At 48.6% G+C, this 23026-nt stretch carries 18 protein-coding genes; 13 read left to right on the top strand and 5 right to left on the bottom strand.

All coding sequences use genetic code 11. The features are described from left to right. Window positions 1-263: 263 nt before the first annotated feature. The 8 genes from HF569_RS10595 (at window position 264) to HF569_RS10630 (ending at window position 10694) form a co-directional block, all read left to right on the top strand. On the top strand, window positions 264-1295 hold the full coding sequence (locus HF569_RS10595; RefSeq protein ID WP_168902402.1) for an aldose epimerase family protein: 1032 nt from the start codon (window positions 264-266) through the stop codon (window positions 1293-1295). A gap of 274 nt (window positions 1296-1569) precedes the next feature. Further along, window positions 1570-3303: a phospho-sugar mutase gene (locus tag HF569_RS10600; RefSeq protein WP_168902403.1), complete on the top strand. Its 1734-nt coding sequence runs from the start codon at window positions 1570-1572 to the stop codon at window positions 3301-3303. A gap of 658 nt (window positions 3304-3961) precedes the next feature. Further along, window positions 3962-4204, top strand: a complete 243-nt coding sequence (locus HF569_RS10605) for a hypothetical protein (protein ID WP_057735164.1) — start codon at window positions 3962-3964, stop codon at window positions 4202-4204. A 59-nt stretch (window positions 4205-4263) separates the two neighbouring features. Next, window positions 4264-5703 carry a glycoside-pentoside-hexuronide (GPH):cation symporter gene (locus HF569_RS10610; RefSeq protein ID WP_168902404.1) on the top strand — a complete coding sequence of 480 codons (1440 nt, stop codon included), beginning with the start codon at window positions 4264-4266 and terminating at the stop codon, window positions 5701-5703. Between the two features lie 220 nt (window positions 5704-5923). Then, window positions 5924-7093 carry a galactokinase gene (locus HF569_RS10615; protein WP_168902405.1) on the top strand — a complete coding sequence of 390 codons (1170 nt, stop codon included), beginning with the start codon at window positions 5924-5926 and terminating at the stop codon, window positions 7091-7093. Window positions 7094-7187: 94 nt separating this feature from the next. Next, entirely contained in the window at window positions 7188-8195 is a 1008-nt protein-coding gene (gene galE / locus HF569_RS10620) for a UDP-glucose 4-epimerase GalE (RefSeq protein WP_168902406.1), read from the top strand. Beyond that, window positions 8195-9658: a UDP-glucose--hexose-1-phosphate uridylyltransferase gene (locus HF569_RS10625; RefSeq protein ID WP_168849762.1), complete on the top strand. Its 1464-nt coding sequence runs from the start codon at window positions 8195-8197 to the stop codon at window positions 9656-9658. Before galE ends, HF569_RS10625 begins: the two co-directional genes overlap by 1 nt. Before the next feature lie 22 nt (window positions 9659-9680). Further along, window positions 9681-10694: a LacI family DNA-binding transcriptional regulator gene (locus tag HF569_RS10630; protein ID WP_168902425.1), complete on the top strand. Its 1014-nt coding sequence runs from the start codon at window positions 9681-9683 to the stop codon at window positions 10692-10694. A gap of 656 nt (window positions 10695-11350) precedes the next feature. On the opposite strand, the gene HF569_RS10635 is transcribed toward HF569_RS10630, so the two are convergent. From HF569_RS10635 to HF569_RS10645, 3 genes are all read right to left on the bottom strand, one after another. Continuing rightward, window positions 11351-13300, bottom strand: a complete 1950-nt coding sequence (locus tag HF569_RS10635; RefSeq protein ID WP_168902407.1) for a M13 family metallopeptidase — start codon at window positions 13298-13300, stop codon at window positions 11351-11353. A gap of 152 nt (window positions 13301-13452) precedes the next feature. Then, the gene (locus HF569_RS10640) at window positions 13453-13947 is read right to left on the bottom strand and encodes a MarR family transcriptional regulator (RefSeq protein WP_168849764.1); all 495 of its coding nucleotides are present in this window, start codon (window positions 13945-13947) and stop codon (window positions 13453-13455) included. Between the two features lie 406 nt (window positions 13948-14353). Continuing rightward, window positions 14354-15238 carry a hypothetical protein gene (locus HF569_RS10645; RefSeq protein ID WP_168902408.1) on the bottom strand — a complete coding sequence of 295 codons (885 nt, stop codon included), beginning with the start codon at window positions 15236-15238 and terminating at the stop codon, window positions 14354-14356. A 217-nt stretch (window positions 15239-15455) separates the two neighbouring features. On the opposite strand from HF569_RS10645, the gene HF569_RS10650 reads away from it, so the two are divergent. The 3 genes from HF569_RS10650 to HF569_RS10660 all read left to right on the top strand — a co-directional run bounded on the left by HF569_RS10650 (window position 15456) and on the right by HF569_RS10660 (window position 18680). Continuing rightward, the gene (locus HF569_RS10650) at window positions 15456-15881 is read left to right on the top strand and encodes a universal stress protein (RefSeq protein WP_168849766.1); all 426 of its coding nucleotides are present in this window, start codon (window positions 15456-15458) and stop codon (window positions 15879-15881) included. A 904-nt stretch (window positions 15882-16785) separates the two neighbouring features. Further along, entirely contained in the window at window positions 16786-17904 is a 1119-nt protein-coding gene (locus HF569_RS10655) for a YibE/F family protein (RefSeq protein ID WP_168902409.1), read from the top strand. Beyond that, the gene (locus tag HF569_RS10660; RefSeq protein WP_168902410.1) at window positions 17901-18680 is read left to right on the top strand and encodes a YibE/F family protein; all 780 of its coding nucleotides are present in this window, start codon (window positions 17901-17903) and stop codon (window positions 18678-18680) included. The genes HF569_RS10655 and HF569_RS10660 overlap by 4 nt, the downstream gene beginning before the upstream one ends. A gap of 596 nt (window positions 18681-19276) precedes the next feature. On the opposite strand, the gene HF569_RS10665 is transcribed toward HF569_RS10660, so the two are convergent. Together HF569_RS10665 and HF569_RS10670 are read right to left on the bottom strand one after the other, a co-directional pair. Next, the gene (locus HF569_RS10665) at window positions 19277-20335 is read right to left on the bottom strand and encodes a peptidoglycan recognition protein family protein (RefSeq protein ID WP_168902411.1); all 1059 of its coding nucleotides are present in this window, start codon (window positions 20333-20335) and stop codon (window positions 19277-19279) included. A 229-nt stretch (window positions 20336-20564) separates the two neighbouring features. After that, window positions 20565-21068 carry a Fur family transcriptional regulator gene (locus HF569_RS10670; RefSeq protein ID WP_168902412.1) on the bottom strand — a complete coding sequence of 168 codons (504 nt, stop codon included), beginning with the start codon at window positions 21066-21068 and terminating at the stop codon, window positions 20565-20567. 473 nt (window positions 21069-21541) lie between these two features. Between HF569_RS10670 and HF569_RS10675 the strand changes: the two genes are divergently transcribed. Continuing rightward, entirely contained in the window at window positions 21542-22228 is a 687-nt protein-coding gene (locus HF569_RS10675; protein WP_168902413.1) for a VIT1/CCC1 transporter family protein, read from the top strand. A gap of 12 nt (window positions 22229-22240) precedes the next feature. Beyond that, complete coding sequence (locus tag HF569_RS10680; protein WP_168849771.1) at window positions 22241-22948, top strand: VIT1/CCC1 transporter family protein; 708 nt, start codon at window positions 22241-22243, stop codon at window positions 22946-22948. The last annotated feature ends 78 nt before the right edge of the window (window positions 22949-23026 follow it).

Here is a 23026-nt window from a genome sequence, read left to right on the forward strand (position 1 = left end):
ACCAGAGCTGAGGCTCTTTTTCTGCACTTAAAAGGTGAAAACGTAAAATTCCCATCAAGCACTTGAATCATGTGTTTGATGGGGATTTTGGAGTTTCTGGTGAATAATTCAGGCTAATAATCAAATGATAAGTCCAGTAAAAGTGTCAGTATTTTTACGAGTAAAAGGTTGTGGGAAGGCACATTGATCGTCACAAATAAATTGGTACTGACCAGCTGATTATTATACAATGAAAACGGATTCTAAATTGGAGGAAAGCAATCATGGAAATTACGCAAGAAGTTGCTGGGACTATCGCAGAACAACCCGTCACCAAGTACCTGTTAACTAATCAACAAGGGACGCGAGTGAGCGTTTTGACTTGGGGGGCCACTCTGCAAGAATTCAGTGTTGTTGAAGGCGATCGGCGCCAACAATTAGTGGTCGGTGAGTCGGATATTGCCGCTTACGACCACAATGGATACTGCTTGTGCCAAGCTTTAGGCCGGGGCGCTGGTCGAATTGCCGGTGCGCAGTTTGATCTCGATGGTCAGACGGTTCAGTTGGAAGCCAACGAGGGCAAGAATGCCATTCACGGGGGTTCCCACGGCTTTAGAAACGTGAACTGGTCCGGTGAAACCAAAAAGACGGCTGACACGGCTAGCGTTGTTCTGACCCATACGGTGACGCCAGCTGAGGATCGTTACCCGGGGACGTTAACCACCAGCATCACCTACACCTTGACGGCCGATAATCGGCTAGAAATCAGTTTTACGGGGAATAGTGATGCGGACACGCTGTTTAACCCGACGATTCACACCTACTTTAACGTGACCGATGATCAACGCAGTATTGATCAACAATGGTTGTTGCTGAGTGGCAATCAACGGCTGGAACTTAATGCGGATAAAACACCTAGCGGTAAAAAGTTGCCAACGGCTGGCACGGGTTATGACTTCAGCCAACCACGGACGATTGCGGATGGGTTAGCACAACTCAAGAAAGACGGTAAAGTCGAATACGATGACGCCTTTGTGGTCAAGCCAAGTGCCACCACGCCAATTGCCGCTATCGGGGATGCCGCGGGTCACCGCCGGGTTGCGGTATACTCTGATCGTGACGGCTTGGTCGTCTTCACGGCTAACCCCACGGATACTAAACGCGCAGAGGTCCGGGATTACAATGCGTTAGCCTTGGAGGCCCAAGCGTTGCCAGATGCAATTCATCACGCTGACTTCGGCGACATTGTTCTGCCCGCCAATCGCCCAGTCACCCACACGATTGCTTATCAATATTTGGCGGATAACAAGGATTAAATCAAGGCTTGGCGTCGTCCGTAGTGTGGCGCGATAATCGTTAAAGAAGACCCGGAATTTAGCGAGTAGCTGGGTTAAACTTCGGTCTGTCTGGTATAAAGTTTGCGTCGTTGCTGGTATAGTAGTGATGTTGATTCTTAATTTCCAGTTCACATCGGGGAGTGGCTCAAATGATGTGCTAACTGGCGATGGTGTCTGGGTTCACGCTAAGCTGCCTAGTGAGGCAGTATCATAGCCACCCAGATAAAACGTTAAGTAAAAAGGAGAGGTTTAGATGAGTTGGCAAGATAATTATCGAGTTTGGCAACAACAACCCACGATGATTCCTTACATCAAGCGGGAATTAGACGCAATCGCGGATGATCCTAAGGCATTGGAGGCGGCTTTTAGTGGTCCCATGAGCTTTGGAACCGCTGGGATGCGTGGCGTCATGGGCCCTGGAATTGGGCAGATGAACGTGTACACGGTACGGCAAGCAACTGAAGGGGTTGCCCGTTATCTGGATACCTTGGATGAAGCAACCAAGCAACGCGGGGTTGCCATTAGTTTTGATTCCCGGTACCATTCAACGGAGTTTGCCCATGAAGCGGCTCACGTTTTGGGAGCACACAATATCCCTAGCTTTGTGTTTGATGATCTCCGGCCTACGCCAGAATTGTCGTTTGCCGTTCGGCATTTACATACAGCGATGGGCATCATGATTACCGCGAGCCACAATCCGAAGCAATACAACGGCTATAAAATCTACGGGCCAGATGGCGGGCAAATGCCACCTAAGGCGTCCGACATGATCACGGATTTTGTCCGATCAGCTAAGGATGTCTTTGACATTAAAGTAGCCGACGAACAACAGCTGCGAGCTGACAAGACGATGCAGATCATTGGTGAAAACGTCGATCAACCTTACCTGAAAAACGTCGAAAGCGTGACGATCAACCCCGATTTAATTCAATCCGTGGGGAAAACGATGAAACTGATCTACACGCCACTTCATGGGACGGGGAAAGTCATCGGCGAACGGGCTTTACGGGGCGCCGGGTTTGAGAACTTCACCATGGTTCCAGAACAAGCCATTGCCGATCCTGAATTTCCAACGGTGCCATTCCCTAATCCGGAATTTGCCCAAGCCTTTGACATGGCGATTGCGTTGGGGAAAAAGGAAGGCGCTGACCTCTTGGTTGCGACCGACCCCGATGCAGACCGGTTAGGGGCCGCGGTACGGGAACCTAGTGGTGATTACCAATTGTTGACCGGGAACCAAATCGCCTCAATCTTACTGGCCTACATCCTAAAGGCACGCAAGGCGGCGGGGCAGTTGCCAGCCAACTCACGGGTCGTGAAGTCGATTGTATCAACTGAACTGGCCACGAAGATTGCGGCGGCTTATGGCGTTGAGATGAAGAATGTTCTGACGGGCTTCAAGTTTATCGCCGAACAGATTCATCAGTATGAGACCAACCATGACCACACCTTCCTATTTGGTTTTGAAGAAAGTTACGGTTACCTGATCAAGCCATTCGTCCGGGATAAGGATGCTATTCAATCCACCGTTCTATTGGCAGAAGTCGCCGCTGACTACAAGCAACGGGGGATGACCCTGTACGATGGAATTCAGGAACTGTACGCGACCTACGGCTACTTTGCTGAGAAGACCACGTTTGAAGAGTTCCCTGGTGTCGATGGCGCCGATCAAATGGCCCACTTGATGAGTGAATTCCGCGAAAATGCACCGAAGTCCTTCGGTGACAGCGCGATCACGACGGTTGAAGACTTCTCGACTAGCACCAAGACTGAAGTAGATGGCACGACCAGCAAGATTGATCTGCCACAGTCCAACGTCTTGAAGTACTGGCTAGACGACGGCACTTGGATTTGCATTCGGCCTTCTGGGACGGAACCTAAAGTTAAGTTCTATATTGGAACCAGCGATCAGACCGATAAAGCAGCGCAAAAGCGGCTTGCCGGCTACGAAGCGGCATTGAAGCAGTACGTCGATTCAGTGAAGTAGGTCATCACAGTTGGTCTAAAACTGTGTTTTCTTCGCCTTACCGGTCGGCAGATATGGGCTGGAACGGTGCGAACACAACTTGAAGCCTCGAAAATACCGAGTCTCCAAGCTTGGTTTTCTACTAGCCAGTAAGCAATTCACTTACTGACTAAGTAGAACGACGCGCCTGAGCCCATATCTGCCGACCTCTCGGCTGACACAGTGTTTTCAGACGACTGAGATACAACTATCATGTTCGTTATCGAGTGAAGCGAGATTAGTAAGTTCTAAACATGAGAGCAGTTAGTCCGTTGGGGCTAGCTGTTTTTTATTCCAGAAAAGTTGGTGATTTTTGGGCAAACGGTTGTTGATCAGCCACACCAGCCTTTCACTTGCTTTCATCGGATTAAAAAGAGTTTCAGCGAGCATCGACCATAAGTAAGCGCTTTACTAATTGCTTTACTAAAGTTTTTATCAAAATTAGACAACCGGTTGCAACTGGTCAACGTTGCTCAATCACACGATACTATGAATATTTTTCACAATAAAAGTGGTTGCATTAAGCCCCCTAAGTGCCTAGAATAAGGACCGTAAAGCGCTTTCATTTTAGTTAAATGCAAGTGTCTCTTTTACCGCTAGAATTAGTCTCATATATTTTGGAAAATAGAGGTGTGTCAAGATGGCTAAGAATGACAAGATTACGTTGAATCCAGAGAAGTTTGCTGCGGCTGTTTTGGGCGGGAATACCCAGTATCCAGATGAAGAAAATAAGCTGTACATTAAGCGACAGCTGACCCTTTACCTGGAAGCCACGTTACTCGCGCAAGACTTTAACAAGTTGGAAGAAACTCGATTTGATATGGCTAAAGCACAGCAACGGGAAGATGTTTTGTCAAAGATCATTGAACATCGGTATCACTAAGCTAGTGCGGCCGTTGGTGATTAGAAATAAGTCGATCGTTGAAAGGTGAGGAAAGAGCAATGGTTAAGCAATATCTCTCATATGCTTTAGGGGCGTTTGGACACGATGCCTTCTACGCAACACTTAATACTTATTTTGCTATCTTTGTAACCAGTGCCTTGTTTGTTGGAAAAGGTTCCGCTGCTGAAGCCGGTATTGTGACGACGATGGTGGTGGTCATTCGGTTAATTGAAATTGCTTTTGACCCTATGATCGGTGGGATGGTTGATAATACCGACACCAAAATAGGGAAATTCAAGCCATGGCTGTTAGCCGGGGCCATTGTCAGTTCAGTGGGACTGATTCTGATGTTCTCCAGTCTGTTTGGCTTGGCGGATTCGAATACCTCGCTTTACTTTCTGGTATTCGGGATTGTCTTTGTGATCATGGATATCTTCTACTCATTCAAAGACATTTCGTTCTGGTCCATGTTGCCTGCCTTGAGTGTGGATACTAAGATTCGTAACCGGTTTGGGACAGTTGGCCGTTTCGGGTCGACCTTAGGTTCCCAAGGGGTCATTATTGTAATTATGCCGCTGGTTATTTACTTTTCACAGAAGTTCTCCGGCACGCATGGTGATACGCAGACCCGTGCTGGTTGGTTAGGTTTTGCCATCGTTATTGGCCTGGTTTCACTGTTAGGGGCCTTGGCTACCTTCTTTGGGACGAAAGAGACCAAGAGCTTAATTCGGCAGAATACGGAACGGACGCGTTTCCGGGACGTCTTCAAAGTGATTGGTGAAAATGACCAATTGATGTGGTTAGGCTTTTCTTACCTGCTCTTCGCATTGAGCTACGTGGTCACGAATTCACTGTTGATCTACTACTTCCGTTATGTCATTGGCAATTCAAATGCTTATAGTGTCATCGGCGGTGTGACGGCTATCTTAGGAATCGTTTCCGTTCCCCTGTTTCCAATCATCGTTGCCAAGATCACGCGGCGTGGGGTTTACGTCGGCGGTATCTGCATGATGTTAGTGGGCTACCTGCTGTTCAACTTTGCCGGCACTAGTGCGATCATGATGTACATTGCGGATGCGATCTTCTTCTTCCCATACCCAATGATCTTCTTAGCAGCGCTAATGACCATTACCGATAGTGTGGAATATGGACAATGGAAGAATGGGACGCGGAACGAATCCGTAACGTTGTCCGTGCGGCCTTTGATTGATAAGTTAGCCGGGGCCTTCTCGACGGGAATTGTAGTTATCGCTGCGGTTCAAGCAGGGATGACGGGTAATACCAAGCCCAGTGAAATTACGGCTCACGGCATGTTCATCTTCCATTCCTTTATCTTCTACATGCCAATGATTTTATTGGTGGTATCGGCATTGATCTACCAGTTCAAGGTCACCTTATCCGAAAAGAAGCATGCGGAAATCGTGAAGAAGTTGGAAAAGAAAATTAAGACTGAAAATGCTGAAGAAGCGGCTGATAAGAAAGCTGAATTGAATAATTAGTTAAAATGTGGAGAACCTCAGAATAAGTATCTGGGGTTTTTCTGTAGAACTATGAAGGTAAGATGATTGGCATATTGATTGAGGGGCCAATGCCAAGCCATTCGTGGTTAGTGTTAACAAAAAAAAGAAAGCGCTTTAAAAATTAATTGACAATGTTATTAAAAGCGACTATGCTAATAACAGTAAAGTTTTACTAAAAATTTATAAGGAGTTAATCGCCATGGATTTCACCAGCTTAGCAACTGAATACCAAGAAAAGTTTAACGTCGCACCACAGCGGGTGTTCTTCTCTCCCGGCCGTATCAATTTGATCGGTGAATACACTGATTTCAACGGGGGACACGTTTTCCCAGCTGCGATCAGTATGGGAACCTACGCTGCTTACTCCGATCGAGATGATCGACAGTTCCGGGTTTATTCAGCTAACGTGCCGGACGCGGGGATGCTGACTTTCTCCCTCGACAATTTAGCGTTTGATAAGGCTGACAATTGGGCCAACTACCTGAAAGGGATGTTGTTCGAGTTAGCTAAGCAAAATTTGACGATTGACCACGGATTTGATTTGTTTGTCCACGGTAATTTGCCAGATGCTTCGGGCCTATCATCGTCCGCGTCAATGGAAATGTTGATGGGGGAGATCCTGCACGCCGCTTATGGCATGAAGTTGGATGAAGTTGAAATGGTCAAGGTGGGCCAACAAGTTGAAAATGACTACTTTGGCTTAAACACCGGGATCATGGATCAATTTGCCATCGGGATGGGGAAGAAGGATCAAGCCATCCTGCTGGATACCAATACGATGGCCTACGAATATGCGCCCCTCAACTTGGGTGACAACGTCGTGGTGATCATGAACACGAAGAAGCGTCGGGAGTTGACGGATTCTAAGTACAACGAACGCCGGGCGCAGTGTGAAGAAGCCTTGCGCCGGTTGCAAACTAAGTTAGATATTAAGACGTTAGGCGACTTGGACGAAGATCAATTTGACCAAAATGCTTATCTGATTAACGATGACACGTTGATTAAACGGGCCCGGCATGCGGTGTTTGAAAATCAACGGACCCTGAAGGCCTTTAAGGCGTTGCAAGACAATGACCTGGTGAGCTTCGGCCACTTGATTAATGCCTCGCACGTTTCCCTTAATTACGACTTTGCCGTAACCGGGAAGGAACTGGACACGTTGGTTGAGACCGCTTGGCAACAACCTGGCGTCTTGGGTGCGCGGATGACGGGTGCCGGCTTCGGCGGTTGTGCGATTGCCATCGTCAAGAAAGCCAACGTCAAGGACTTTGAGGCTAAAGTCGGCCAAGTCTACGAAGCAACGATCGGTCATCCAGCCGAATTCTACGTCGCAGAGATTGCGGATGGTCCTAAGGAATTGCAAAAGTAAACAGGAATCTTTGGCGATTGGACTTAATTAAAATTGAGAGTCAGGTTAAAATAAAGTTAGCTAACGACAGACATAATTGAGGAGGAATTGATCAATGACAGTTTTAGTTTTAGGTGGCGCCGGTTACATCGGGTCACACGCCGTAGATCGTTTAGTAGAAAAAGGTTACGATGTTGCTGTTGTCGATAATTTGGTAACGGGACACCGGGCCGCAGTTAACCCCCAAGCTCGGTTCTACGAAGGGGACGTGCGGGACCAAAAGTTCCTGAATGATGTGTTCGATAAGGAAGATATCGAAGGCGTCATGCACTTTGCCGCGTTCTCAATCGTTCCGGAATCTATGGAAAAGCCGTTGAAGTACTTTGATAACAACACGACGGGGATGGTTTCCTTACTTGAAGTGATGCACCGGCATAACGTTAAACGCATTATCTTCTCCTCGACGGCGGCGACTTATGGTGAACCTAAGCAGATTCCAATTAAGGAAACGGACCCACAAGTGCCAACCAATCCATATGGTGAAAGTAAGCTAATGATGGAAAAGATTATGCGGTGGGCTGACGAAGCTTACGGCATCAAGTTCATCGCGCTGCGGTACTTCAACGTGGCTGGTGCCAAGGAAGACGGGAGCATTGGTGAAGATCACCATCCCGAAACCCACTTAATCCCTATCATTCTGCAAGTCGCTGCGGGCGAACGCAAAGAATTGTCGATCTTCGGTGGCGATTACCCTACTAAAGACGGGACTAACATCCGCGACTATGTTCACGTCGTTGATTTAGTTGATGCGCATATTTTAGCGCTGGAATATCTCAAGGCAGGTCACGACAGCGATGCCTTTAACTTGGGCTCTTCTACTGGCTTCTCCAACAAAGAAATGCTGGAAGCGGCACGTAAAGTTACCGGGAAGGAAATTCCTGCCAAGATGGCCCCACGGCGGGCTGGTGATCCTAGCACGTTGATCGCTGCGAGTGATAAGGCGCGGAAGATCTTGAATTGGCAACCACAATTTGACAACGTTGAAGACATCATCCGGACGGCTTGGAATTGGAAGCAGAAGCATCCAGCTGGCTATGATGATCAAAACGAGGCGGTTAAGTAATGGCACAGGATACAATTCAAACGTTTATTGACGCAATCGTGAGTTCACCAGCGCCCTATACAGAGCTAGATCGGCAGTACGTGACCAACCGGATCTTTGCCTTGATTGGTGACGGGACAGCGCGAGCGGCAGTGAGTGCCGATCCCATTGATTTGGTCGCCGCGATGGTTGATACGGCCGTGGCGAATGGCAAGATTGAAGATGCGCCGAGCCCACGAGAAATCCTGGAATCACAATTAATGGATTTGATGACGCCGCTACCTTCAGCGGTCAACCGGGGTTTTTGGGATCGGTATCAACAGAGTCCCAGTGCGGCAACTGACTGGTTCTACCAACTGAGTCAGGCCAACAATTATATTAAAACCCGGAACATTGCCCGCAACGTGGTCTTCCCCGCAAAGACGCCAGCTGGTGAGCTAGAGATCACCATTAACCTGTCGAAACCGGAAAAGGATCCGAAGGCCATTGCGGCTGCTCAAACGCAAAAGCAGGTAAGTTACCCGTTGGACCAGCTATGCATGACCAACGAAGGGTATTTAGGCCGCTTAGGTTATCCGGCACGAAGTAACCACCGGATTATTCGGATGATGTTAGGTGGTGAAACCTGGGGCTTCCAATACTCCCCGTATGCCTACTTCGCTGAACATGCGATCTTCTTGGCTAAACAACATCGGCCAATGGTCATTAATCAACATACGTTTACCAACTTGTTAGAAATTGTCCGGCAGCTGCCGACTTACTTCGTGGGCAGCAATGCTGATTTGCCGATCGTGGGTGGGTCTATGTTGACCCATGATCACTATCAGGGGGGCAAGCATACCTTCCCAATGATGAAGGCACCGTTGGATCGGTCGATTGACGTTAACGTCGCTGGTGTGACAGCTGGGATCGTGCAGTGGCCGATGACGGATATTCGGCTGCGCGGCGAACAACCAGAGCCCTTGATTACGGCGGCAACGAAGATTCTGAAGAGCTGGATTGATTACTCCGATGAGAGCGTTGACGTTCGCGCCTACACAGACGGTACTCGCCATCATACGATTACCCCAATTGCTTACCGTGATGGGGACGATTATGTGTTAGACTTGGTCTTGCGTGATAATCAGACGTCGGCTCAGTATCCCGACGGTATTTTCCATCCGCATCAGGATGTTCAGCACATTAAGCGTGAAAATATTGGGTTAATCGAAGTGATGGGACGGGCCATTCTACCTGCTCGATTGAAGTCAGAAATGGCAGAGGTCAGCAAGTACCTGCTGGACCAGCCCAACCAGATTGCCCCAATGCACCAAGCTTGGGCTGATCAGTTGAAACGCCAACAGACCATTACTGCAGATAACGTGACGGCCGTTGTGCATCAAGCGATTGGCAATACGTTTGCTCGGGTATTAGCTGATGCAGGGGTCTTCAAACGGGATGCTCAGGGACAAGCGGCCCTAGATAAATTTATCGCGCAACTCTAAACATGATCAGGAGATGATGGCGATCGCAGCCACGTTAAAAGATATTGCGAATACAGTCGGGGTGTCACTAGCAACCGTGTCGCGGGTCTTGAATTATGACCGGACGTTATCGGTGAGTGAAACGACCAGAAACCAAATTTTCGAGGTCGCCGAGAACCTGAATTACACGAAGTCCAAGCGTCGGGCCAATGCACCAGTTAAGCAGCTGCGGGTTGCCATTGTCCAGTGGTATTCAAAGTCTAAAGAATTGGATGACCTGTACTACATGGCGATCCGGTTGGGCTTAGAGAAGCGGTGTGAGCAGCTCAATATGCTGGCTACGCGGACGTTCCAAAATAATCTACAGGCGATTGATCCAGACGTCGATGCCGTGATTGCGATTGGTAAATTCAGTGACGAGCAGGTGACGACGCTGTCCCAGCTAACGGCTAACTTGGTCTTTGTCGATCAAGATCAGCTGGCCCACGGCTATGATAGCGTGGTGACAGACTTTGACATCGCTGTGCAGCAGGTCGTTGATTTCTTCTGGCAGCATGATCAGCGAGAGATTGGGTTGATCTGTGGGAGCGAATCGACCACCGATGATCAATTGGCGGTGATCGACCCACGGTACACGGCCTATTGCCAGGAGATGCAGTCCCGCGGGGTGTTTGATCCCAAGCTGGTTTTCACTGGCGACTACACGTCTGAGTCGGGCTACGAGCAAATGCAGGCAGCGATCACACGCTTGGGTAAGCATTTGCCACGGGCATTCTTCGTGACAAACGACCCCATGGCGGCCGGAGCGTTGAAGGCTTTACGTGAAAATGGCATCACGGTGCCAGAACAAGTAAGTCTCTTCAGCTTTAACGACACGACCATTGCCAAGTATGTCTTTCCAGAATTAAGTAGCGTCCACGTGAATACGGAGATGCTGGGCGCAGAAGCCGCTGATTTGGTGGCTGACCGCTTACAGTCGGGCCGTAGTACACCGCAACGGGTGACAATTGGCACGAAGCTGATTGAGCGTGAGAGCACGCTACCGACAGTTAAATAAGCTAGTGATGAGGTCGAGCGTGTCTCGACCTCATTTTTTATACGACGAACTGCAGTAGAACCGATTAAGATTGGGCAACGTGGTGGTTCCTTACGACTTACCGGTCGACAGATATGGGCTGGAACGGCACGAACGCAACTTGAAGCCTCGAAAGTACCGAGTCTCCAAGCTTGGTTTTCTACTAAGCCAGCGAGAAGTCCGCTCACTGCTAAGTAGGACGACGCGCCTGAGCCCATATCTACCGACCTTGCGGCTAACACGGATACTCTTAGACAACTGAGGTAGTAGCCGTTATGATCGTTATTGGTCGAGCTGAAAATGTTAGGTAACCACGCTTCTTAACGATTGTCGTGGAAAACCACAATCAGAGCCGGAGGAGGCCAGGGATGGAGCCGGCCGTGAAAGTGGTGTTAGCTGGCGATTTTAACCAGCTTTACAGCACGGGCGACTTTGAAGACACGCATTTTTCGTGGCTTCAAATCGAGCGAGAAGACTGGTGTTCTTCCAGTCTGAAGCGTCCCCACAGCAGGCGGAATCCCTGGCAGCCGGAGTGTGACTGGTTTAGATGACAAAAAACGGATAAGATATCTCATTCATGCACGAGGTGTCTTATCCGTTATATTTATAAGTTATTGCGATTTTAAGTGATCAGGCAACTACCAAATCTTTACCCGATCAGCTGGTGCCAAGTACATGGCGTCTTCTGGTTGCACGTTGAATGTGCTGTAGAAGTCGGCCAAGTTTTTGACTTGCACGTTGGCCCGTAGCTTAGCGGGGGCGTGGACATCAATTGACAATAGGAGCTGCATGTATTCCTTAGTCGCTTTCATCCGCCAAATGTTGCCCCAGTTGATGAAGAAGGCCCGTAGATCAACGTCGTCTTCGGACTTGGCAGCTTCCAGCGCACAGCTCAAGCCACCTGCATCGGCAATGTTTTCGGAGACCGTCAGTTTACCGTTAACCTTTTGACCGGCAAATGGGATGCCATCGAACTCATTGATCATGGCCTTTGCCAGATCCTTGAAGTGGGCGAGATCAGCCTCAGTCCACCAGTTGTTTAGGTTCCCAAATTCATCGAATTGCGCCCCGTTGTTATCGAACGCGTGGGAAATTTCGTGCGCGATTACGGCCCCAATTCCGCCATAGTTGGCGCTACTGGATTGGTCGAGACTGTAGAATGGTTTCTGCAAGATTGCGGCAGGGAAGACGATCTCGTTGTTGGTTGGTGAATAGTAAGCGTTGACGGTGCTAGCGCTCATTTCCCACTTGTCACGATCAACCGGCTTGCCCCAGTGCGCGAAGTGATCGGCTAGGATAATCTCGCTGAAGTCTTGCAAATTATCGAAGAGGGATTTCGTGGTGTCGACCTTGAACTTGGCGTACAGGGGATCGATCTTGTCAGGGTAACCAACTTTGATCGTGAGCTTTTGCAACTTGACGATGGCTTTCTCACGTGTGGCCTTGCTGAGCCAATCGTTGGTCTTGAGCCGGTTCTGGTAAACGCTGGCCATCTTGACCACCATGTCATGGACGTCGCGCTTAGCAGTTTCACCAAAGTATTTCCGACCGTAATAGTCACCAACAACTTGGGAGAAGCTGCCCATAGCGAGGTAGTAAGCGGCCTTTTCTTGTGAACGGGCTTCCTTTTTACCGGACAGGGCACGACTGTAGGTACCGCCCACTTGCCGGTACTCCTCGGTCAATAGACCCGTTGCGTCAAAGGCAGTGTTCACCAGCATCCAACTCTTGATCGCCTCGAAGTTAGCGGGGGTAACGATGTCATCAACGGCATCGAAGAATTTAGGCTGTGGTAAGATCACCGTTTCTGGTGTGTCATGCAGCAAGTCAGTAATGGCACCCGTCAGATCGAGAGCGCTGACCTTAGCATCAACGTCTGCCAATTTCCGTGGATTGTAAACTTTGACGTAATCAGCAGCTTCTTCAGAGGATTTCACGTGCGGTGCAATCTGAGCATCGAAGGACTTAGCCTGTTCCACAATGGTTGTGGCCTTGACGTGCTCATACCCCAACATTTCAAGTAGTTTAGTAGCCGTTTGCGTGAAGATCGGCATTAACTGCTTGGCAGCGGGATTGTCCTTGCTGTAATAAGTCTTATCAGGCAAGAAGAGGTCGGGCGCATCCACGTAAAGGGCGTAGCGACTGGTATCCTTCATATCGGGCTCAACGCCGACGCCCACGGGAACGGGCAGGCCTAAACGGTGCCATTCCGCCAGATGGTCACTGAGATCGTCGAGGTCTTTTAAGGCTTCAATCTTAGCTAACCACGGTTTGAGTGGGGCGGTGCCCGTCTTTTCCCGTTGCGCGAAGTCACTGGTCATGCCGTAGAGTTTCTTGAACTCTGCCATTTCCGGATTAGCAGGGGTTAATTTACCGGCCAATAGGTCGCTGAAGTCGTGCATTAACGTGTGTTCAATGTTATCGGCTAAATCCATGAAGCCACCGGTCGAGGCGTGGTCACCGGGAATCGTGGCTTGAGCAGCCCACTTGCCGTTGACAGCATCGTAGAAGTCCTGAGTTAACAGGGATTCGTCAACTGGAAAGTCGGCAGCGGATGGTGCATCAGAAGCAAAATGATTAATACGCATAGGGAATCCTCCTTAAAAATAGTCATTAGTGACAGGTTAACCCTTTTGTAGATAAAAGGGAATTTTTTTGTCACAAGCATCGCGGGGGTTGAACCAAACGGCTCAGCCCCCGCGATCGTTGAAACTAACTTTAATGCTAATCACGTGACAGACTACTCAACGTTGCGTTTAGCATTGAGAATGGGCCGCTGAAATTTTGGCCGGTTCCGATCCCAAACCGCAATGTTTTGCTGATACTGAGTGAAGAACTCGGTGATGTCCGCAGCGGTTAGGCTGGTTGGAATCTGATTCCAAGTCTCCGCGCTCTGTAAAAATGCCTGATGGATATCGTGTTCGACAGCTGTCCCCTTGTCAGTTAACCGCAAATACTTTACCCGTCGGTCGTCCATCTTGGCTTCCTGCTCCACAAAGCCATCTAACAACAATGCCCGTAACTTTCGGGCAGCGGCTGAACGAGTGGTACGCGTGGAATCGGCCAATTCACTGAGCGTAATATTGCGTTGCTCATGAATTTGCTTCAACAGAAGATATTGCTCGAAGCTCACTGAATACTGTCCAGTAAGTTGTTCGGCCGCGTTGATCAATACTCGAAAAATCTCCCGATACTGCCGCAGAAAATTTTCAAATACTCTTTCTTCGTTTTGCATAATAACTCCCCCTTGAAAACGAATCTAGCCGGTTTGGCAAATATTGATGTGCTGAATTGCCGTCTCTATTCACCACCTCAGCATACCGTTATTATGCCGCCTGATTGCTAGGGATAAAAATGATTACCCTTGGAGAGGGTGGGTTAGGGCAATTCAGTTTGTTATCTGGTTTAGGGTATGCGCTAACTAGGGGGAATTCGAGTGTTTGCCAACATAAAGAGAGTGGAGCAAAAGGCGGTTAGTCAATGAGCATGAACGGCGCTTCGATAGCCGAATAATCCCGGGCTTGGATTGTTTGGCTATCGGGGTTAAGCGGAGTTGACTGCCTTTGGTTCCACGTTTCGGCCATATACGTTCGGAGCACAAAAAGAGTCTGGGTGTTTTGTCCCAGACTCTAGTCGCTGAATTACTTCGTCATGTAAATGTAGAGATCGTCGGTAGAGAAGCCGGTGTTGAACCGGATGCCATTAGACTCGATCGTCTTAGTCGTGGTCGACGTACTCTTCTTCTTGGCGTCCTTCAAGACCTTCTCAAACTTGTTGATCACATACTTGGGTTTGGCCTTTAGAGTGGTTCCCAATAAGGCAAACGTCGTCCCAAATTGTTTCTGACCGGTCTTGGTCTTCATTTGCTTGGTCGGGGTGATCATGGCTAATCCCATGAGCTTCCCGTCCTGAACGTTGGCCCGTACCGTGGTGTACTTGGTGGCGGTCAGGTTCTTTACGCCATCTTTGGTTGTGGTCGGTAAAAGCTGATCCTTCGCCTTTTTCTTAGCGGTAGCCATCTGCGTTTGCAGTTGCTTGGCCGCAGCTTGTTGCTGTTGCATAGCGGCTGCAGCGGCGGCTGGATCAGTCTTAGCTAAGGCGGTCAGTTTCTTCTTAGTGGCTGCCTGAGTCTTTTGCGCGTCCTGTAATTGTTTTTGCACCTTGGTTGGCAGGTAAGAAGCGACCACCATTTGGTTATACTTGGCAGCGAGCGTCTTGTAGTTGCCTAGCGCCCGGACTTTTTTGACCGTGATAGTCTTCTTAGCGCTGCCGGCGGAGATCTTTACGGTTTGATCCTTAGTGGCGGCGGGAACTTGGAAGAAATAAGCACCGCTATGCACCTTAACGGATTGCTTTGGCCCCTGATCAATTTGGTAGGTGACCCGTTTGACGCTAGCATTCCCTTTAACCACGGCGGTCAGGGCGGTCGGGTGGTAGCTGGTCTTCTTGGTGGTAAGTTGGTTGTTTGAGCAGCCGGCCAGAGTTAAGGCAAGTAACCCTAGGGTACCCAGTAAAAGCTTTTTCATGATTTTTGAAACCATCCTTCTAATTCAGTCATTTGATTTATCTTACCACAAACGGGAAATAATGCGAGAATGAGAATCGGCTAAACATTTGCGCGAAACCCTAAAAATCTCGTGAAAATTTGTGCATTTACCTTTCAACTAGGCTTATTTATTGCTATGATAAAGGTGTTGAAAGCGATACCACATTGATGGTTTAATATGGAAAGGACGGGATATGATGTATGAACGGATCTTAGTACCAATGGATGGGAGTAAGAATGCCCACAAAGCACTGGTGGAGGCAACCAAATTGGCCCAAAAGCTGGGATCAAAGCTGTTCATCGTTTCCGTCGCTAGTGATCAGACCTATGCCCACTACGGCGCGGAATTTGGCAGTGAAATTGTGACCCACTTCAAGGAAGCCGCATCGAAATTCTTGGATAGCGCCGTTGAAGAGGTTAAGGAGTCGGGGGTTCCCGTGGAAACGCGGTTCAAGACCGGCTTACCAAAGCCAACGATCGCGGTGACGCTGCCAGAAGAACTCAATACTGATTTAACGGTAATTGGGCGTTCTGGGGCTCACGGGCTAGGTCGAGCTATCATGGGATCCACCACGAGTTATGTGGTTCATAATTCAAAGACGAGTGTATTAGTAGTTGATTAATTTTTGTGGACTGAGCGGATGCTTGGTCCTTTTTTGTTGCTAAAATCATAGTAAAAATGGACCATTTTTCATTGATAAGGTGTGTCAGATATCGCTCAGCATTTTCGAATTTTTTGGTGACTTAACTTTTAAATAGGTGATTAGTCAGCTGTTAAGGGAAAGTTCATTATAATTAGCCTGCAGTTTCCAGATTAGCTGTTGAGAGGCGTGAGGAAAATGAATTTTACTTTTAATAAGCACTTTTATAAAACGGCGGGGTTTTGGTTTGGCTTGGGTCTGATTGTGTTAATACTGTGGCCTATATTTAGAGGCGAGCCACTTCAATTGACAGTATCAAATTGGATTCTTTTAGGAATTGGCGTGATGGGCACACTGAATAGTCTGAGGGAAACTAAAAGGAAAAAATAAGCGCTCATGACACCTGCTTAGGGATCAGGAAGACTAAGCCTAGTAGGGTGCCGACCACCAGCTTAAAGTTTGCTGATCAAGACGTATTGAAAAAAGGCAAAATAAAACGCACCGACAATAAATTGTCAGTGCGTTTTATGGTATAGGCGTCAGATTTACTTCTTGTTCTTTAACCAACGTTGTAAATCTGAAATTTCGTCGCGCCGCTTCCGGTCCTTTTTACGGTTGACCTTCCGACGGCCTTGAACGCCATTTGGATGTGCTTTTCTCATTGTAAAAACCCTCGCTTAATTAAAATAACAATCGGGTATCATTCTATCGTTTATCTTCGCAAATTGCAAGTACTGCCGGGGATTATCCAATAATTCACCCCCTGGTAGAGTTGTTAGAACGGCGATTCCTGTGATTTGGTTAAAATTTTTGCTGGCCGCTGGGGTGGGCCACGGAAAGTGGTATATTGAATTTGATGTGGTAGAAGTTAGAAGGGATTGGGAATATGCAGGACTTACGCAAGAAGAGAAAGGTGACGCTGACAATGTGGCTGTTGGCCATCGTTGTCGGCGGCCTATTAGTCTGGGGAACGCAGCACAATGCGGGACTCTACCAAGATCCCATCATGCAAGTAACCAGCGTCCAAACGGGGCAGACCAGCCAGGAGGAGGACGACTTTCACAATGTTGACCGCCAAACGCAGCAGGTCTTACACGGTCGGATTCTCAATGGTCAGTATAAAGGGCAACGGCTGACGGTCACCAATACTTATTCATTGTCGGGTGCCATGGATCAGCATTATCACCAGGGAAGTCAGCTCTTTGTGAACCTGCATCGTCATCAAGCGGGGCAGCTCACGGCTACGGTCAAAGATGCTAAACGCGATGGGCCACTAGTATTGATGCTGTGGCTAGTGATCGGTTTGCTCCTATTAATTATGCAATTCAGTGGCTTCATGGCTTTTCTCAGCGTGGCGGTAAACGGGGTCTTATTCCTGATGGCGATTATGCTCAACGGCTCAACCCAGGGGGCGCGGGTGCTCTGGATCTTTGGGAGTCTCGCGGTCGTTTTCGCGACGCTGACGTTGTGGTTAGTGTTGGGGGCCAATCGTCAAATGGTGATTACGTTAGCAACCACGCTAGGTGGGACGGCGCTGTCCATTATTGTTGCGCTGCTAGTCTTTCACTTTACCCATGAAAAGGGAATGTACTATGAGTCTATGCAGTACGTCACCCAGCTACCCCGGCCCTTGTTCTTGGCCGAAACGTTGCTAGGTTCCTTGGGAGCGGTGATGGACGAATCGACAGATATTATTTCCTCGCTGTTTGCGTTAAAACGGGAACGCCCAGAGCTGTCGGCGGGACAAGTCTTCAAGTCCGGTCGCCAGATTGGCAGTACGATTATGGGACCGTTGATTAACGTCTTGTTCTTCATCTTTGTGGCGGATACCTTCCCGATGGTGATGCTGTATCTCAAAAATGGCAATAGCTGGGGCTACACGTTCTCGATGAACATGTCGATGGGCGTCGTACAAAGCCTGATCAGTGGGATTGGGATTGTCCTGGCCGTACCACTGGCGAGTTACTTGGCGAGTCGATTCATGGAAAAGAAGGTGCGCGTATGAGTACTATTAATGTATTAGGACTCATTCTCCTGGTGCTGATGATTTTGGTGGGCGGCAAGGCGGGTCTCCAGTCGTTTTTAGCTTTACTACTAAATTTTGGGCTGTTATTTATGGCCATTGTCTTGGTGGCCTTTCATTTTCCACCGTTACCAGTGACCTTGGTGGTGGGCCTGCTGGTCTTAGCGCTAACCATCTTCATGAGTAGCGGGGATGATCTCTCGAGTACGGTGGCCTTTTTGGCTTCGGCGGCGGTACTGGTGATCTTAGTGATCCTGATTGTTCCGGTGGAGCACTGGGCATTGGTTCAAGGATTTGGTCCAGAAGATAGTGAAGATTTGGAAGGTCTGTCCGTGTTAGTCGGTATTAGCTTTATTCAGGTGTCGACGGCGACAGCCATCCTTAGCACGCTAGGAGCCATTGCGGAGGCCGCTATGGCCATTGCAGCCGGCCTTAGTGAAATCCTCGAGCAACACCCCAAAGTGACGATGAGAGCGCTACTAGGCGACGGTATCGCCGTCGGTAAGCAGATCATTGGAACCACGTTTAATACGCTCTTCTTCGGTTTCTTTGGTGGATTCTTGGCGCTATTTATCTGGTTTACCGGAGTTCACTATTCATTTGGGGAGATCCTGAATGATAAGATTTTTGTTGCCGAGATTTTAATGATTCTCTTTGCCATGGTGAGTGTGATCCTGACCGTACCGATTACGGCCTGGGTTATGACCCGAGCTGTGGCAGGTCAACGCCGGCGTAAAGCGAATCAGACGGATCAATAAGTTGGGTCACTTACGGCTGCCAACGATTCCGGCTGCTATGGGGACCGCCTGCGGCCTGAGAAGCGGCCCTCCGGCTCGGTTGGCAGCCTGACCAAGATCGTCAGTCTCCCAATGCGTCCCACGCTGTAAACCGAGTGAGAAGCCTCGGTCAACAGCGTCGACACAGCTGCCTCCATCATTGGCCTCCTCCGGTTACGTGACTGTTTTCTTAAGTGTCAGGCGCGCAATGACTGTTCTGATAACTGTTTGTTGACTGCCAATGTAGCCGTGAGTGAGTCAAGTTTGGGTTCAGCCGTGGGATTTACCAAGTGACTTGCTTGGTAAATGGCGTCTTTGAGACGTGTTTCTCGGCTCAAAGCGAGGTCAGAGACCGCTCTGTGGCTCTGGCCGTCCTGCCCACAGCGTTCCAGCCCAAACTTGGCGAACGGTAAGGCGGCTGATTAACGCCCAGCTTTAGGGGTAATTCAAAATAGCTCCCACTGATTCGCGTAGTTGGTGGGAGCTGTTTTAGTTACTCTGTGAGTATGGGTGAGGCTTTTTCAGCGCAACAAAAAACCGGTTAGGACAGGGCCTAACCGGTTTTGATGAGTCACTGTTTAGTTGCTGCTAGAACTTGAGCTGGCGTCACTAGCAGATGATGCGGAGGCAGAATCAACGTTAGCACTCGTTGCAGTTGCTTCCGTTTGGACATCCTTGATGTTCGTCAAGTTGCCGGAATAGACCCAGTAACGGGTCTTGCTAGTCGTGTTCTTAGAAGGCTTGATCCGGTACCAAGTGGTGCTACCAGTCTTCTTAGCGACCATGTCGATGTAGTACGTCTTCCCAACCTTAGGGGAAATCTTAGACCAACTTTGACGCTTGGCGTTCTTGTTGGCACCCTTAACGTGGTTGTAGAGGTAGTACTTCTTGTACTTGCTGCTCAATTTAGCTTGTTGATTAACCGACTTGTAAGTGGCACTAACTAATTTGGTGTGCTTAACGTTCATCGCGTTGTAGTACTTCTTCACCATCTGGTAGAAGGCGGCCATGGTGTACTTTTGACCGAAGTACCGCTTACCTGTGCTAGAGTAGTAGCCAACTGGATCGGTATGTGAAGAGCCACCCAGGTGCTTAGCAACGGATCCGTGGGACCAAACAGTTCCCTTACCGTCGTAAGCGGCATCGTTAGGTTTCAAGTTATACTTGTTCAATAGGTAAGCAGTGTACCACGCAGCGTTGGCCACTTCATGGGCGAAGGCTGACTTGCTGTGGACTTCAACTTGTTCAAATTGAACGAAGCGTGCGTTACCAGGGAAACCAACACCCCAAGACAAGTAGTCCGTGTTGGCAATGTTAATGATCCGGGAACCATCAACGAAACTGTGGACGAAGGCGTTGTTGTAATTACGCTTCATGTAGGCAATTTCGTTGTAGATCGTTGAAGATGGATTGGCCGTTTCGTGAATCACAACCCCTTCAGGCTTGCCCTTGCCGTGACGATACTTATTCTTTGGAAAACCATTCCAAACGGATTTAGTAATCTTAGCCGGCTTGATATTTTTGTCATTAATGTAATTGTTCACCTTAGAACTTGCATCAGCTGTGGTGGCGTTGGTCATTCCGAGAATGCCGACAACGCCCAAGGCAGCCAGTGCAGTCAATACTACTTTGTGCATCTTCACCCTGATCATCCCTCAAATCTTTTTAATTATCTAACAGTCTTTCAAGACCGTTCAGTCGATATTCTTCGTAATCAACTATATACATTATCGGTAGCCACGACAACCGGTAGCATCGGCCTTATCCGTAATATTACGAGGATAATAACGATACTATCGGGATTTAGTTGGTGTGTTTGCAAATACATTAAAAGTTCACGACACCTGTAATGTGGCTGTAATATTGCTATGACAACGGTTTCCGGGGTTCCGTTGTCCAATTTCGCCGACTAGAATCAATGTGCAATTTTTGCTGGCACTCTGGGCACAGGCCATAAACTTCCACGTGATTACTCGTGATGAGGTAGCCGGTCTGTTCCGCGGCTTCGTCGTTAAGTTGCCGCTCGATCTGTGGGAAGTCAGGGGCAAAAACGTCCGTGATTTTACCGCAGTTTTCACAGATAACGTGGTAGTGCGGTCGTCCATAGAAGTCGTAGCGCAGCCCACCGTTGTCGTTAGGCAACTCGATCACAACTCCCAGATCAACCAGTAAGTTGAGTGTGTTATAAACGGTGGCCATGCTCAGGTTAGGCAACTGATCGGCCAACGCATTAAAAATCGTATCCACTGAGGGATGATTGTGATGCGTGACCAGGTAGGTCAAAATAATTTGTCGCTGGGGCGTGACCCGTACGTGGTGGTCTTTCAGCGTTTGCAAGGCTTGTTGTAAGAGCTGTTGTTGGTTAGCCAAAATAATCCCTCCTTAATTTCAGATTTGTCTCGGTCGGATAAGCCACTTAGTTTATCTGTTTAAATTATAATCAATCTAGTCTGCCTCTATTAAACCATATTCTGCTGATACTTCCAGTTAAACGCCTCGAGACGAAATGACCTGAAAATAAACTAGAAATTTCGGCACTTGGGCGTTTACTTTTAGCAGCAAGATGAGTACAATGGATTTGTTGTTAGGTAATAATGATTCTAAATTAGTAATTTAACTTCAACGATTTAATGCGCTGACACAGGATTAAAGCATACCATATTTACGAGTTAATCAGCAGACTTTTACCAGTCGTGGGGGAGAGAAATGACGAGGAGCGCGGATTAATAAGGCATCAAAACATGGATAAAATGCACGAGGTTTCACTATTTAGTTTGTGTCACCTAACTTTTATTTATAAGAGTGTTAAGATAAGAAGCGGACATTACTGGGGGTAGATATTGATGAAAAAAGAGAAGAAAAAGGCAACGTTGGCCCAACGCATCAACGTTTTGCGGGCAAGCGTGATGGGGGCTAACGATGGGATTCTTTCTGTAGCGGGGATCGTTGTCGGGGTTGCCGGTGCCGCAACGAGTAGTTTCGCCATCTTTATTTCCGGGATTGCGGGGATGATCGCCGGTACGGTGTCAATGGCGATGGGGGAGTACGTCTCCGTTAACGCGGAGAAGGATGCCCAACGCAAGGCGATTGAAACGCAAACGGTGGCTTTAGATAATGATTATGACGGTGAGTTTGCCTTTGTTCGGGACAAATACTTAGCGAGTGGCATTCGGCCGGAGCTGGCTGATCAGGCGGCTCGGGAAATGATGAGTGAAGATCCCCTTAAGACGACGGTGCGGGAACGCTTCGGGTTTAACGTGGGCGAATATACCAATCCGTATTCGGCGGCAATTGCCTCAATGATTTCGTTTCCCACCGGGTCCATCTTGCCGCTAGTCTCGATTACCTTATTGCCAGAACAGTGGCGGGTGCCGGGCACTTTCGTCGCAGTGATCATTGCCCTTTCAATTACGGGGTACATCGCGGCAGTCTTGGGGAATGCCAACCGACGTAACGGGACGACGCGGAACGTGATTGCTGGGATTCTAACGATGCTGGTCACTTACGGCATCGGGAGCTTATTCGCTTAGGGGGACAACTTTATGGCAGCAAACGAAGAAGTACAAGTTAAAAAGCAAAAAAAAGAACAGACGATGAGTGAAAAGTTAAATACGCTGCGGGCCGGTGTGCTGGGCTCAAACGATGGGATTCTAACGGTAGTTGGGGTGCTGTTCAGTGTGGCCGCCGCCACTAACAATCAATTTACAATCTTCATCGCCGGATTGTCAGACTTACTGGCCTGTGCCTTCTCGATGGCTTCGGGGGAGTACGCCTCGGTCAGCACGCAGAAGGATACTGAAAAAGCGGCAGTTGATCGGGAAGAAGCCCTATTGAAGAGTCATTACGCGGATCAGGAAGCGGCCGTGCAGAAATTTTACGAAGAACGTGGGGTTTCCGCCGAGACGTCTTTAGCGATCGCACAGGATTTAATGCATAAGGATGCGCTGGCAACGGTGGTTAACGTTAAGGAAGACATTCAGTTGGGTCATTACATGAATCCGTGGAATGCGGCCTTTTCTTCTCTGATCGCGGCCTCACTGGGGGGCGCCTTTCCCCTGATTGCGATGAGCCTCTTCTCAACGGCTTGGCAATGGCCCGCCACAATTATTGCGGTGTTATTGTCAGTGACTTTGACCGGGTTTCTGAGTGCTAAATTAGGACACGGTTTAGTCCGCACGGCGATTATCAGAAACGTCATTGTCGGGATTATTACGATGTTAATTCACTACTATGTTGGGCAACTCTTCTAAGTGAAATATCGCTGCTTTCTTAGCACATTGCCAGATTCCTAGTGTACAATGGGCCAATATCTTTTTTGAAAGTGAGGA

The sequence above is a fragment of the Levilactobacillus tujiorum genome, from assembly GCF_012641185.1.
In the GTDB taxonomy this organism is placed as follows: Bacteria; Bacillota; Bacilli; order Lactobacillales; family Lactobacillaceae; genus Levilactobacillus; species Levilactobacillus tujiorum.

Excerpts from the sequence above, each read along its gene's own strand:
- HF569_RS10645 (WP_168902408.1), bottom strand. The coding sequence starts at position 15,238 with ATGAAAAAGCTTTTACTGGGTACCCTAGGGTTACTTGCCTTAACTCTG.
- HF569_RS10625 (WP_168849762.1), top strand. The coding sequence starts at position 8,195 with ATGGCACAGGATACAATTCAAACGTTTATTGACGCAATCGTGAGTTCA.
- HF569_RS10610 (WP_168902404.1), top strand. The coding sequence starts at position 4,264 with ATGGTTAAGCAATATCTCTCATATGCTTTAGGGGCGTTTGGACACGAT.
- HF569_RS10650 (WP_168849766.1), top strand. The coding sequence starts at position 15,456 with ATGTATGAACGGATCTTAGTACCAATGGATGGGAGTAAGAATGCCCAC.
- galE (WP_168902406.1), top strand. The coding sequence starts at position 7,188 with ATGACAGTTTTAGTTTTAGGTGGCGCCGGTTACATCGGGTCACACGCC.
- HF569_RS10675 (WP_168902413.1), top strand. The coding sequence starts at position 21,542 with ATGAAAAAAGAGAAGAAAAAGGCAACGTTGGCCCAACGCATCAACGTT.
- HF569_RS10655 (WP_168902409.1), top strand. The coding sequence starts at position 16,786 with ATGCAGGACTTACGCAAGAAGAGAAAGGTGACGCTGACAATGTGGCTG.
- HF569_RS10605 (WP_057735164.1), top strand. The coding sequence starts at position 3,962 with ATGGCTAAGAATGACAAGATTACGTTGAATCCAGAGAAGTTTGCTGCG.
- HF569_RS10680 (WP_168849771.1), top strand. The coding sequence starts at position 22,241 with ATGGCAGCAAACGAAGAAGTACAAGTTAAAAAGCAAAAAAAAGAACAG.
- HF569_RS10640 (WP_168849764.1), bottom strand. The coding sequence starts at position 13,947 with ATGCAAAACGAAGAAAGAGTATTTGAAAATTTTCTGCGGCAGTATCGG.
- HF569_RS10635 (WP_168902407.1), bottom strand. The coding sequence starts at position 13,300 with ATGCGTATTAATCATTTTGCTTCTGATGCACCATCCGCTGCCGACTTT.
- HF569_RS10595 (WP_168902402.1), top strand. The coding sequence starts at position 264 with ATGGAAATTACGCAAGAAGTTGCTGGGACTATCGCAGAACAACCCGTC.
- HF569_RS10615 (WP_168902405.1), top strand. The coding sequence starts at position 5,924 with ATGGATTTCACCAGCTTAGCAACTGAATACCAAGAAAAGTTTAACGTC.
- HF569_RS10660 (WP_168902410.1), top strand. The coding sequence starts at position 17,901 with ATGAGTACTATTAATGTATTAGGACTCATTCTCCTGGTGCTGATGATT.
- HF569_RS10665 (WP_168902411.1), bottom strand. The coding sequence starts at position 20,335 with ATGCACAAAGTAGTATTGACTGCACTGGCTGCCTTGGGCGTTGTCGGC.
- HF569_RS10600 (WP_168902403.1), top strand. The coding sequence starts at position 1,570 with ATGAGTTGGCAAGATAATTATCGAGTTTGGCAACAACAACCCACGATG.